Raw genomic sequence first — 13,726 nt, forward strand, 5'->3', positions numbered from 1 at the left:
TTTAAATTTTAGATAAGATGATTAAAAAACTACCCATAAGAACTATTAATATTGGAAAAAACTCATTAATTCCAGTTTTAATCCTCACACTGAGTTTAATAACCAATTTCAGTAGTTATTCTCAAACCACTGTAATTGATCCAACTGGAGACGGAGGATTTGAAAATGGTGTAACTTTCGTAGCAAATGGCTGGACCTCTGACGCCCCAGCAACCACAAATACTAACCAATGGGTTTGTAGTACTGGTGCAACAACTGGTTTTAGTGGTATTCGGGCAGCATATGTGACTAATAACACCGCTGCGACACCACCACCACATACATATACAAATAATGTTACTAGAGTATCTCATTTTTATAGAAATGTGACTATTCCTGCAGGTGAAAATTCAATAACCTTAAATTTTGATTGGATAGCGCTTGCTGAAGTTGGATTTGATTGGATGCGAGTTTGGGCTGTTCCTACTACTTTTAATCCAACATACGGCAATCAAATAGGTGCTATAGGAACTGCACCAACAGGCAGAGTGCAAATAGGCGGTGATTTTAGTGGACAGAATACATGGGGCAATAGCACCTTTGCTATTCCTGCTGATTATGCAGGGATTACATTTCGTTTAGTTTTTGAATGGCGAAATGATGGCAGTATTGGAGGCAACCCTCCAATTGCAATAGATAATATTTCTTTAGTATCTGACATTCTAAGTGGATATTGTGCACCTGCAAGCGCGAGTAATGCGAATTATATTGACGATTTCTCTACATCTGGAGGTGTTTCAAATATAACAAATAATAATTCTGGTTATTCCGCTGGTGGTTATGCTGATAACACGAGCCAAATTGTTTCTAATTTTGCTGGAGGCACTATAAATTTTAATGCTGATTTTGTCTATGGTTTTATAGGAATGGGAGCTGGTATATGGATAGACTGGGATGGAGACTTTTTATTGAATGGCCCAGGTGAAATCATTTATTTATCGAATGCCTTTGTTGACTCCATTAATTACAGTTATGTGATTCCTGCAGGAACTCCAAATGGTACTTACAGGATGAGGATTTTAGCTGATTATTGGGAAACAGTAGTTGACCCCTGCACGTTTGATCCTTTTGGTCCATCAGGTGAAGCAGAAGATTACACGCTAGAGGTCTTAACTTTAAATTGTGTAGATGATCCTTCAAATATTGTAATCTCAAGTATTACAACGACTTCGGCAGATTTAAGCTGGGACGCTCCGGCATCCGCTCCAACCGACTATTTGTATTACGTTACAACGAACCCTATTCCACCTAATTTTAGTGATTTACCAATAGCCCCTGGAGGGACTTCTCCTAGTTCTCCAGTAACTCTAACACTCCTACCAGGTACTACATACTATGTATGGGTTAGATCTGACTGTGGTAGTGGTGATTTAGGTGCTTTTATTGGCCCTGAAACATTCACAACACTACCTGAACCTCCGGTAACTACTGGAGCAACTATTTGTCAAAATGGAACAGGAACAATTTCTGCCGTAGCTTCTTGTACTGCAAATACCAATACTAATACCATAAATGGTAATTTAGACTCATCTGTAGATAATGTTGCCATCCAACCACTAATCTTTATTTCTGATGCCGATGGCTGTGCTTGGGACGGTGCAGGTGACACTGCAAATTACACTCTAACAACCTTTCAGGTCACTACAAGTGGGATCTATTCATTTGCTTCAAACGCTCCTAATTTTGATGTTATGGGATATATTGTTGCTGACCCAAGTGGTCTTTTTAATCCAGGTTCTTGCGCTGGAGAAGGCGTAAACTGGGATTGGATTACTGGAGATGATGATTCTGGCGTAGGGCTGGAAGCTATTTTAACAGCAAATTTAACAGCTGGTATAACATATACACTTTACACAACAGCATTTGGAGGACCTGGGACATTAGAAACTGAGTCTTATACATGGAATGTAGCAGGGCCTGGAAGTTTAACTGTTGGAACTGCCGGAGTTTTAGAATGGTATACAGATGCTGCGGGTGGAACACCTATAGGAACTGGAACACCTTTTAATCCTGTTGGGGGACTTTCGGATTTATTGGATTCGGCCACCCCAGGAACATATACATTTTACGCGGCTTGCTCCATTGATTCTTCAGTTAGGACTGAAACTATTTTCGAAATCGTTGAGGGACCAACTGCAACAATTTCTGGATCTGGGACAGTGTGCGGATCGAGTAGTGTTGATATCACTGTGAATTTAACAGGCACACAACCTTGGAGTATAACCTATACAGATGGAACAACACCTACCACAGTAAATGGAATAACAACTTCCCCATATGTATTTAGTGTTTCTCCAACTTCTCCAACAACTTATACTTTAACAGCCACTACTGACGCAAATTGTGTTGCAAAACCACCAAGTCTACTTGGCAGCGCAGTTGTTTCTGGAGGTAAAATTTGGGACGGCTCTGAAGCCACAAACGACTGGATGGAACCATTAAATTGGTCTGATGATGCCATACCGACTGCAACAGATTGTGTAATCATTCCAGTTACTGGTAATAACCCTGTAATTTATGACAATGATAATGGTGATGGCTTAAATTTAACTATTGCAACTGGTGCCTCTTTAACATTGACATCAGATACAGATGCAAATAACTTTGCATCCTCTCTAACCATTCAAGATTTTATAGATATCCAAGGTACTGGAGTACTCACAGTTGAAGATGATGCCAGTTTGATACAGGTGTATGATAGTTCAACAGCAATTACTCCTTCGGCTCCTAATAGCGGAAATATAATACTTAATAGAAATACGGATATTAGGCAAACAGATTATGTCTATTGGTCAAGTCCTGTTCAAGGTTTTGATATTTCAAATGTTTACGGTGCTTTCACACCTACAAATTTTATTTATGAATGGGTACCTACTATTCCTACTGGTTTAATTACACCTCCACCTGATAACATCCCGATATGCTATGGTGATTGGAATCCTTTAAACTCTGGAGCAATGAATCTTGGTAAAGGCTACATCGTCAGAGGACCTTCAAATCATACCGCTACCGTTTCAACAGCCACTGCTGTATTTACCGGAGTACCAAATAATGGTGTTATTACCCAACCTATTAGCAGCGGGACTAATAATAATGCAAATACTTTTACATATAACCCTTACGGAGTGGACGTATTAACCGTTACAAATTTTGATGATAACTGGAATCTACTCGGTAACCCTTACCCATCTGCACTTGATGCTCAAACTTTTTTAACGCACCCGAGCAATTCTATTATTGAAGGGGCAGTTCACATATGGACTCATGGGAGCCAAATTGGTACTTTTACTGATTCGTTTTATGATGACTTTGAACTTTCTTATAATATTAATGACTATATCACTTATAATTTTTCTGGAACAAACACTTATAATGATGAATCATTTTCTGGTAAAATTGGTTCAGGTCAAGGCTTTTTTGTGCTCGCTTTGAATGATAGTGAAACAGCTAGTGTCACTTTCAATAACAGTATGCGTGACAGAAGCCATAGCAATACTGAATTTTATAGAACGTCCATAAACTCAACTGAAAGCGCTTCAAATTCAGACCCAATTGACCGCAACAGAATTTGGCTAAGCCTCATTGCAGCAGATGGTACAGCATCAAATATATTAGTTGGCTATATTGAAGGCGCTACTCAAGAAAAGGATAGATTATTTGATGCCTATAATAGAGAAGTCAATAGTTTGAATATGTATTCTATAATTGGTGATGAAGGGATGATCATTCAAGGAAGAGCTCTTCCTTTCGACGCTAACGACCAAGTACCATTAGGCACCATTCTTCCTGAATCAGGAGCATATAGTATTGTTATTAGCGGTTTAGATGGCTTATTTTCAGATGAAAATCAAACCATTTATTTAGAAGACACCTATACGAATACTATGCATGATTTAAGAGCTTCACCTTATACGTTTTCTGTTACTAACGGCATCCATTACAGTGATAGATTCATTTTAAGATATACCGATGACACTCTCAGCATTAATGAAATTGAAACGGGAACAGGGTTGACGATTATAACTCCTAAAAATGAATATATCAAAGTTAATTCTGATGGAAGTCCAATACAATCAATTATTGTATATGATTTATTAGGTCGCGTATTATTTGATAAAAAATCAATTAATCAATCCGAGTTTATTTTAGAAAATCACAACTTATCTGATGGCACCTATATTGTGAAAGCTACTCTAATAAATAGTATATCTAAAGCACAACAAGTAGTTTTAAAACATTAGATATTGATATATTTTTTAAAATTCAAAAAAGGCCTTGACTCGAGATAATTAAGGTCTTTTTCATTTGCATAGGCTTCTTTTTCAAATGAAATATTTTGATAAGCCTGTCTCCAATTTCTATGTTTGACTAATCGCACTATAAATTCTATCCCATAAAAGACATAAAAGGGTATGATAAGTAATTCTAATTGTTGTCTTAAATGAATACGCTCATGATTAATCAATTTCTGATTCGTCTTTAAATACTGATATTTTAGAATTACAAACGGAAATACGGTGATTCCAATATAACCTTTAGGTACCAAAAATTTAGAAATAAAAACCATATAATCTTACAATCAAAAATCTTTCCAATTTACATTATCTTTGTAATATGAAGAAGATAATTCCACTAGAGGATGGAGATTTTTATATGACGCCAGAAGGCTATCGTTGCTTTACAGCGCAGTATCTTTTAAAAAGAGGCTATTGCTGTGAAAGTGGATGCAGACACTGCCCATACGGTTTCGATAAAAATACCTTAAAAAAAAAGTAATGCAAACAACCAAATCATCATTTAAAGATCAAATAAAAGAAGGCATACCAAAGGTACTACCTGAACCAAAACCTCACGACGCCTCCATCAATCATGCTCCGAAACGAAAAACGATTTTATCGGCTGAAGAGGAAAAATTGGCACTTAAAAACGCACTTCGTTATTTCGATAAAACAAATCATTCCGTCCTAATTTCAGAATTTAAAAATGAATTAGACACCTACGGAAGAATTTATATGTATCGCTTACGTCCTGATTATAAAATGTATGCTCGACCCATCGAAGCATATCCTTCAAAATCAAAACAAGCAGCAGCGATTATGCTTATGATCCAGAACAATCTAGATTATGCTGTAGCACAACATCCACATGAATTAATTACTTATGGTGGAAACGGTGCCGTTTTCTCCAATTGGGCACAATACAGATTAACAATGAAGTATTTGTCTGAAATGAACGACGAACAAACGTTAGTGATGTATTCTGGTCATCCTATGGGATTATTCCCTAGTCACAAAGAAGCTCCGCGAGTTGTAGTCACCAACGGAATGATGATTCCGAATTATTCAAAACCCGATGATTGGGAAAAATTTAATGCTTTAGGTGTTACGCAATACGGACAAATGACAGCGGGAAGTTATATGTATATTGGTCCACAAGGTATCGTTCATGGGACAACAATTACTGTACTTAACGGCTTTAGAAAAATAAATAAATCTCCAAAAGGAAATCTATTTGTAACTTCAGGTCTCGGCGGAATGTCTGGTGCACAACCCAAAGCCGGAAATATCGCCGGATGTATCACCGTATGTGCCGAAGTAAATCCGAAAATCACACAAGTTCGTTTAGACCAAGGCTGGGTAGATGAAAAAATCACTGATTTAGAAGACCTAGTAGCTCGTGTGATTAAAGCAAAAAAAGCAAAAGAAACCGTCTCACTGGCTTACCTAGGAAATATCGTTGATGTTTGGGAAAAATTTGATGACGCCAATATTTATATAGACTTAGGTAGTGATCAAACATCACTCCATAATCCCTGGGCAGGTGGATATTATCCTGCCGATTTATCTTTTGAAGCCGCAAATGAGATGATGGCTCACGAGCCTGAAACATTCAAAACAAAAGTACAGGAAAGTCTGCGTCGACATGCTGCTACAATAAATAAACACACAGCTAAAGGCACTTATTTCTTTGACTATGGAAATGCATTTCTTTTAGAAGCCTCGAGAGCTGGAGCAGATGTCATGGCTCAAAATGGTATTGATTTTAAATATCCATCCTATGTTCAAGATATAATGGGGCCCATGTGCTTTGATTATGGCTTTGGACCGTTCAGATGGGTTTGTGCCTCAGGTAAACCTGAAGATCTTGCAAAAACTGACTTAATCGCTTGTGAGGTTCTAGAAACCATCAAAAAAGAGGCTCCAGAAGAAATTCAACAGCAAATGGCTGATAATATTCAATGGATTAAAGGTGCCCAACAAAATGAACTAGTGGTCGGTTCACAGGCGCGCATCTTGTATGCAGATGCCGAAGGTCGAATGAAAATCGCAGAAGCATTTAATGTTGCCATAGCAAATGGTGAAATTGGTATCGTTATTTTAGGTCGAGATCATCACGATGTCTCAGGAACCGACTCTCCATATAGAGAAACCAGTAATATTTATGATGGATCTCGATTTACAGCAGACATGGCCATTCATAATGTGATTGGTGATAGTTTTAGAGGTGCCACATGGGTAAGCATACACAATGGCGGTGGTGTTGGATGGGGAGAGGTGATTAACGGCGGATTTGGTATGGTTCTTGATGGTTCTAAAGAAGCAGCAATACGTATAAAACGCATGTTGTTTTGGGATGTAAATAATGGCATTGCGAGGCGCAGTTGGGCAAGAAATGATGAAGCCATTTTTGCCATTAAACGCGCCATGGCAACTGAGCCAAATTTAAAGGTAACATTACCTAATAAGGTTGATGACAATTTATTAAATTCACTATAACAAGAAAAAAATATTTGACTATGAAAAAATTACTAAAATTATTATCAATTGTGATGGTAACACTAGTTATCTCCTCTTGTAGTTCCGTTAGAGTAGCTGCTGATTATGACAAGGCTGCCGATTTTAATAACTATAAAAGTTTTGCTTTCTTTAAAACAGGTATTGATAAAGCAGAAATAAGTGACCTCGACAAACGAAGAATCCTACGTGCCATTGAAAGTGAACTATTAGCAAAAGGTTTTACCAAATCGGAAAATCCTGATATCCTTGTGAGCATTTTCACAAAATCTCAACAACGTGTAGACGTATACAATAATGCTTGGGGCATGGGTGCCTGGGGCTGGGGCGGTTTTGGCCCTTGGGGTGGTGGTTTTGGTCCGGGTTGGGGCTGGGGTTGGAACCAACAACCTATGGTTAGCACAAGATCAGAAGGCACTTTATTTATAGACCTTATTGATGCTAAAAAGAAAGAACTTATTTGGCAAGGCATGGGTACTGGATACTTACCACGAAATGTCGAAAAAAAAGAAGAACGAATTAATGAATTCGTTTCTAAAGTAATGGAAAAATACCCACCAAAAATGGAAAAATAGAAGACCTTACAAACTATCAAAAGCATCAATATCAAATTGATGCTTTTTTTATGTAAACCCTCCAATCTTTTTCACTTCATTTCTAAAACCCTATATTTGCCGACTTTTAAACGAAGTGTTATGATATTAGGCCAAACCACCAGAAAAAACTTTACTCAAAACCCGAAAAATGATATTCTTTCAGGCTTAACAGTAGCATTAGCTTTAGTACCAGAAGCGGTGGCATTTGCATTTGTTGCTGGTATTCCGCCGTTGGTTGGTCTTTACGGAGCCTTTATGATGGGTATTGTGACTGCACTTTTTGGAGGCCGACCTGGAATGATTTCTGGAGCCACTGGAGCTATGGCTGTGGTAATGGTTTATTTAATTCAAAAAGGAAATGAAGTAGGCCTTAGTTTAGATACACCTATAGATCAATTAGGGTTGCAATGGCTTTTTATCACTCTATTATTTGTTGGAGGGATCCAAATATTAGCCGGCTTATTTAAACTTGGAAAATTTGTGCGACTCATACCACATCCAGTAATGATGGGCTTTGTTAATGGTTTAGCCATTGTTATATTTATATCTCAACTTGGTATGTTCCCTAATGCTGTACCACATGACATTTCTTTTTTAAATAACACTTCAGAATGGTTTTCTGCTTTATTCTTAAATACTACCTTTTGGAAAATGATTGCTTTTATAGGGTTAACCATGGGCATTATGTTTGGCTTACCTAAACTAACAAAAAAGGTTCCAGCCGCTTTAATTGCAATTATTGTCGTGGCATGTATTACCATTTTTGGAGGTATTGAAGTCAATACTGTTGGTTCTTTTATAATAGAGAAAGGTGGTACTGGATTAGAAGGAAGTCTTCCTACTTTCCAAGACCAAATCTTTGGCCTATTCGGTACACTCGATGGTCATTTTATGAGCACTATTTTACCAACTGCTTTTGTGCTTGCAGCGATTGGTTTAATAGAGTCTTTAATGACACTTAATTTAATTGATGAAATCACCGAAACTAGGGGTAATGGAAATAGAGAGTGTATAGCACAAGGTGGTGCTAATATGCTAAATGGATTATTTGGAGGCATGGGAGGTTGTGCTATGATTGGCCAATCCATTATAAATGTTGATTCAGGAGGACGCGGACGACTTTCAGGTGCTGTTGCAGCGATTGCTTTATTGTGTTTTGTATTGTTTGGAGCACCGCTAATTGAACAGATTCCAATCGCAGCATTAATTGGCGTTATGTTTATGGTAGTTATAGGAACCTTTGCATGGAGTAGTTTCAGAATTATTAGAAAAATCCCTTTGTCTGACGCCATTGTTTTAATAGCAGTATCTGCCATTACTGTATGGCAGGATTTAGCGGTTGCAGTGATTGCTGGAGTTATTATTTCAGCACTAGTTTTTGCATGGAAAAATGCAACAATGATTAGAGCCCGAAAGCGTATTCAAAGTGATGGGACTAAAACCTATGAAATTTGGGGGCCTCTTTTCTTTGGGTCAGTTCAAAATTTTAATTCAAAATTTGACATTAAAAACGATCCTGAATCTATTGAAATCGACTTTGTAGAGTCTCGTGTTAGCGACCACTCTGCTTTAGAAGCCATATTTAACTTAGTTCATAAATACGAGGCCGAAGGTAAATCTATCAAATTAAAACATTTGAGTGAAGACTGTAAAATTTTACTTTATAAAGCAAGCCCGAAATTTAAGGAAGTCATTGTTGAAGACATTGATGACCCAAGATATCATCTAGCTGCCGATCCTGAAAAGTTCACAAAGCCACTTTCAGAATATAACATATAAAAAAAGCGACCTAAAAGGTCGCTTTTTTTATACTGTATCTTACTAATAAGCCTGTTTCTCTATATATACTTTATATTGTTCTGGTGATAATACTTGTTGTAGTTTTGAATTAATATAAACTTGCATTTTAGACTGTTTTGCTTGTCGTTCTTCAGTATTTTCAATAGTCTCGATTGCTTTCATTTTTTTATCAACAGCTACAAAAATATCATATATTTTTGTTTTTTGCTTTTCATCAAGCTTGGTGTGCCTTTTTAGTAAGTTAATGACTTTCTCTGCATTTTTCTTTACAGAAGAATCTGCATTTTCAATCGCTACTTTTTGTTTTTCCATCTTTGACTGTGCAAAGGAAAATTGGCTGCCCGCAAATAAAAAGCATGCGAAGCTCAATAATAGAAGTTGTTTTTTCATGATCTTAGTTAATATATTATTGGTTCAATATACAAAAATGAACTAAATTATCTGAATTTTAACACTTTAATAATTCAATAACTGCTCTATTTTATCTTTTACTTTTGATGTAGACGGGATCATTGTTTCTTCTAATGTTGAATTCAATGGAATTGCTGGCATATTCTCACTTCCTATAGTCATCACAGGAGCATCTAAATATTTAAAACATTCTTCCTGTATTTTACCAGCTAAAGCTCTGGCAAAACTATTATTGGAAGGCTCCTCTGTTACGACTAGGCATTTTCCAGTTTTTTTTACTGAAGCCATTATCGCGGCTTCATCCAGTGGAAATAAGGTTCTTAAATCTATAATCTCTATTTGATCTCGCATACCTAATTCACCGGAAGCATTATAGGCCCAATGCACACCCATTCCGTAGGTAACAATAGTACAGGTTTCAATATCTTCTTGTTTCCAAATTTCTTGTAATACCCATGCTTTTCCAAAAGGCAATACATAATCTTCTGAGGGCTCAACTGAAGTTGCTGTTAGTGTTCCCGGTACTTTTGACCAATACAAACCTTTGTGTTCTAATATCACCACAGGATTTGGATCATAATAAGCAGCCTTCATCAACCCTTTTAAATCTGCCCCATTACTCGGATAAGCTATTTTAATACCACGAATATTAGTAATGACGCTTTCCACGGAAGACGAATGATAAGGTCCACCACTTCCATAAGCGCCAATAGGCACACGTAAAATCATACTTACAGGCCATTTTCCATTAGATAAGTAACAACTGCGACTCACTTCGGTAAATAATTGATTGAGTCCTGGCCAAATGTAATCAGCAAACTGAACCTCAACAATAGGCTTTAATCCAACAGCGCTCATTCCAACTGTTGACCCTACAATAAAAGCCTCTTGAATAGGTGTATTAAAAACACGGTCGTCTCCAAATTTTTGTGCTAAAGTAGCCGCTTCTCTAAACACACCTCCCAGTCGTCCACCAACATCTTGCCCGTAGAGCAAACATTCTTTGTGTTTTCGCATCAATTCTTCAACTGCAAACAATGCACAGTCTACCATCACAACTTTATCTGCACCTTCTGGTTCACGAATTCCTTCTTCTTCGGAAATTAGCGTTGGCACAAAATCATGAGTAAATAAATCTTCAGGCTTCGGATCTTCAGCTTGTAACGCTTTTTCAAAATCAGAGGTCACATTTTCTTTTGCAGAACTCTCTAGACCTTCTACTATTTCCAGAGAAATTCCATTATCTAATAGCTGCTGTTTTAATACTGGATAAGGATCACGGGATTTAGCTTCTTCTAAATCGTCTCGATACCATTCCATCCGTACGCCAGATGTATGGTGATTTAACAACGGTACTTTAGCATGAATTAAAAATGGTCGCCGTTCTTTACGAATAGTAGCGATAACGCTCTCAACGGCATTGTAACTCTCTATAAAATTAGCCCCATCAATAGAAATAGCTTCTAAGCCATGAAATCCTTGTGCATATTCAAAGGCATTTTGCGCTCTAGTTTCTGCAGCATTAGCTGAAATATCCCAACCGTTATCTTGAACCAAATACAAAATAGGCATTTGCTTTAAGGCTGCCATTTGAAAAGCTTCCGCAATTTCACCTTCCGTTACTGAGGCGTCACCAAGACTACATACCACAAATGGTAAATCCTTAAGGGCTTTATCATCTAAACCTTGGAGTTCTTTATACTGCATCCCCATAGCAACTCCTGTTGCAGGAATGGCTTGCATGCCAGTTGCTGAAGATTGATGTGGGATTTTAGGTTTATCATCATCCTTTAGACTTGGATGCGAATAATAGGTTCTTCCACCAGAAAACGGATCCTCTTTTTTAGCCAATAACTGTAACATTAAATCATAAGGTTTCAATCCAAATGATAACAACATCGCATCATCTCTATAATATGGAAACGCATAATCTTGTGGTAATAACTGCATTCCTAAGGCCACTTGAATAGCTTCATGTCCTCGTGAAGTCGCATGTACATATTTTGAAACCTGCTTGAAGTTGGCTTCGTATAATTCTGTCATTGCTTTAGCAGTGCATAACGTCGAAAATCCTTTTTTTAGTATGTCTTTATTCATATCTAATGGCTGCTAATGCAGGAATCTTTTTATTTATTTTGTCATTCCGCACTATGAAACGCAATGACGTAATCTTTTTTTTATATTTCTCTATTCACATCAAATTGCTCAAAATAATCTGCTACACGACGAACAAAACTTCCACCTAGAAAACCATCAACCACACGATGATCGAAAGAAAGGGATAAGTACATCATACTTCTAATAGCAATTTCGTCTCCTTTTTCTGTAGTGATTACCTCTGGACGTTTTTTAATAATTCCCAATGCAAGAATAGCCACTTCCGGCTGATTAATAATTGGAGTGCCCATGACGCTTCCGAAGGTTCCAACATTAGATATTGTGAATGTGCTCCCTTGAATATCGTCTGCTTTTAAATTATTATTTCTGGCTTTATTAGCAAGTTCATTGACATCCGCTGCTAAAACTTTCAAATCTTTCGATTCTGCATCTCTAACAACTGGAACAATTAAATTCCCACTTGGTAATGCAGTCGCCATACCAATATTTATATTCTCCTTTACAATAATTTTATTACCATCAACAGAGGCGTTAATATTTGGAAAATCTTTTACTGCTTTGGCTACAGCTTCAACAAATAAAGGGGTGAATGTTAATCGCTCACCGTATTTTTCTTGAAAAGCAACTTTGTTAGCATTCCTCCAGTTGACCATATTGGTGAGATCAGCCTCAACATAAGCTGTTACATGAGGTGATGTATGTTTTGAATATACCATATGATCAGCTATCATTTGGCGCATACGATCCATTTCTATGATCTTCCCTTTTCCTTTATCGAATGAAAGCTGCGGAATGCGATAGACCGTAGGATCTTGAACTACTGGTTGCGCAAATTTATATGGTCGACCATCTTCTATATATTGAAATATATCGCTCTTACGCACACGTCCCTCTAGTCCTGTAGCGGGAATTCTAGCCAATTCTTCAAAACTTATGTGATGTTTTTTAGCAATTTCGACAACTAATGGTGAAAAGAAATGATTGGTATTCCCCAGGCTTAATTGATTCAAAGGCACTGTAGAAATCGGCTGAGGTCTTTTAGACGTTTTTGTTTTTTCAACCTTCTGGACTTCTGGTTTAGCCTCTGTTTTTTTTGTATCCTTTTTATGAGAAACTGAAACTTCACCATCCGTATTTATAACAGCTATAGTTGCTCCTATTTTAATGACATCATTTGCTTCGTACAAAATATCTTCAATAACTCCAGTAACGTTTGAAGGCACCTCAGAATCTACTTTATCTGTTGCTACCTCTAATAACATTTCATCTTCTTCTATGGTATCACCAACATTTTTAAACCAAGTAATAATGGCTGCTTCGGTAATACTTTCACCCAATTTGGGCATTTTAAATTCAACTTTCGACATAGTTATTTTTTCATAAAATCACGAAGTGTTTTGTAAACATCTTCTTGTATTTCCATATGTTTGGGTACCTCTCTTAAAGGCTCAACTTCTTTTAAACTCTCCTGACAATCAGCTGGTAATTGTTGATACAATTGTGTGCCTTTTGTTTTCCATTCTATCATTTCATCACTTACTTCTTTAATCACTTTAGCGGGATTACCAACTACTAAGCTACGCATTGGAATAATCGTTTTTGCTTTCACAAATGCCATAGCTCCAACGATACATTCATCTCCAATTTCAGCATCATCCATAATAACGGTATTCATTCCAATGAGACAATTTCTACCCAAATTAGCGCCATGAATAATGGCTCCGTGACCGACATGAGTACTTTCTTTTAAGGTAATTGACTTTCCAGGAAACATATGTACCGTGCAGTTCTCCTGAACATTGACGCCATCTTCTAAAATAATTTGCCCCCAATCTCCACGAATGGCAGCACCAGGACCTATATAACAATGTTTTCCAATGATAACATTTCCAGTTACTGCAGCCATAGGATGCACAAAACTGCTTTCATGAACTACGGGTGTATAGCCTTTGAAACTGTAAATCATGA

Annotated in this window: 10 protein-coding genes; 5 read left to right on the top strand and 5 right to left on the bottom strand. The window is 37.2% G+C overall.

The genetic code is table 11. The features are described from left to right. The first annotated feature begins 17 nt into the window (after positions 1 to 17). Entirely contained in the window at positions 18 to 4,280 is a 4,263-nt protein-coding gene (locus BLT57_RS00310) for a GEVED domain-containing protein (protein ID WP_091420654.1), read from the top strand. Here BLT57_RS00310 and BLT57_RS00315 read toward each other — a convergent pair. Then, positions 4,277 to 4,606: a hypothetical protein gene (locus BLT57_RS00315; protein WP_091420658.1), complete on the bottom strand. Its 330-nt coding sequence runs from the start codon at positions 4,604 to 4,606 to the stop codon at positions 4,277 to 4,279. The two genes, BLT57_RS00310 and BLT57_RS00315, sit on opposite strands and share 4 nt — an antisense overlap. A 47-nt stretch (positions 4,607 to 4,653) precedes the next feature. On the opposite strand from BLT57_RS00315, the gene BLT57_RS14100 reads away from it, so the two are divergent. The 4 genes from BLT57_RS14100 to BLT57_RS00330 all read left to right on the top strand — a co-directional run bounded on the left by BLT57_RS14100 (position 4,654) and on the right by BLT57_RS00330 (position 9,208). Continuing rightward, positions 4,654 to 4,815: a DUF5522 domain-containing protein gene (locus BLT57_RS14100; protein ID WP_172827421.1), complete on the top strand. Its 162-nt coding sequence runs from the start codon at positions 4,654 to 4,656 to the stop codon at positions 4,813 to 4,815. After that, the gene (locus BLT57_RS00320; protein ID WP_091420661.1) at positions 4,815 to 6,815 is read left to right on the top strand and encodes a urocanate hydratase; all 2,001 of its coding nucleotides are present in this window, start codon (positions 4,815 to 4,817) and stop codon (positions 6,813 to 6,815) included. The genes BLT57_RS14100 and BLT57_RS00320 overlap by 1 nt, the downstream gene beginning before the upstream one ends. A 20-nt stretch (positions 6,816 to 6,835) precedes the next feature. Beyond that, entirely contained in the window at positions 6,836 to 7,408 is a 573-nt protein-coding gene (locus BLT57_RS00325; protein WP_091420665.1) for a DUF4136 domain-containing protein, read from the top strand. 120 nt (positions 7,409 to 7,528) lie between these two features. After that, positions 7,529 to 9,208, top strand: coding sequence for a SulP family inorganic anion transporter (locus BLT57_RS00330; RefSeq protein WP_091420668.1), 1,680 nt, complete (start codon positions 7,529 to 7,531; stop codon positions 9,206 to 9,208). A gap of 42 nt (positions 9,209 to 9,250) precedes the next feature. On the opposite strand, the gene BLT57_RS00335 is transcribed toward BLT57_RS00330, so the two are convergent. From BLT57_RS00335 to BLT57_RS00350, 4 genes are all read right to left on the bottom strand, one after another. After that, positions 9,251 to 9,619: a hypothetical protein gene (locus tag BLT57_RS00335; RefSeq protein ID WP_091420670.1), complete on the bottom strand. Its 369-nt coding sequence runs from the start codon at positions 9,617 to 9,619 to the stop codon at positions 9,251 to 9,253. Between the two features lie 66 nt (positions 9,620 to 9,685). After that, the gene (locus BLT57_RS00340) at positions 9,686 to 11,737 is read right to left on the bottom strand and encodes a thiamine pyrophosphate-dependent enzyme (protein ID WP_091420672.1); all 2,052 of its coding nucleotides are present in this window, start codon (positions 11,735 to 11,737) and stop codon (positions 9,686 to 9,688) included. 80 nt (positions 11,738 to 11,817) lie between these two features. Then, positions 11,818 to 13,125, bottom strand: coding sequence for a dihydrolipoamide acetyltransferase family protein (locus BLT57_RS00345; protein ID WP_091420675.1), 1,308 nt, complete (start codon positions 13,123 to 13,125; stop codon positions 11,818 to 11,820). Between the two features lie 2 nt (positions 13,126 to 13,127). Continuing rightward, positions 13,128 to 13,724, bottom strand: a complete 597-nt coding sequence (locus tag BLT57_RS00350; protein WP_091420678.1) for a transferase hexapeptide repeat family protein — start codon at positions 13,722 to 13,724, stop codon at positions 13,128 to 13,130. Positions 13,725 to 13,726: the final 2 nt, after the last annotated feature.

The sequence above is a fragment of the Formosa sp. Hel1_31_208 genome (assembly GCF_900104785.1).
Taxonomy (GTDB): domain Bacteria; phylum Bacteroidota; class Bacteroidia; order Flavobacteriales; family Flavobacteriaceae; genus Psychroserpens.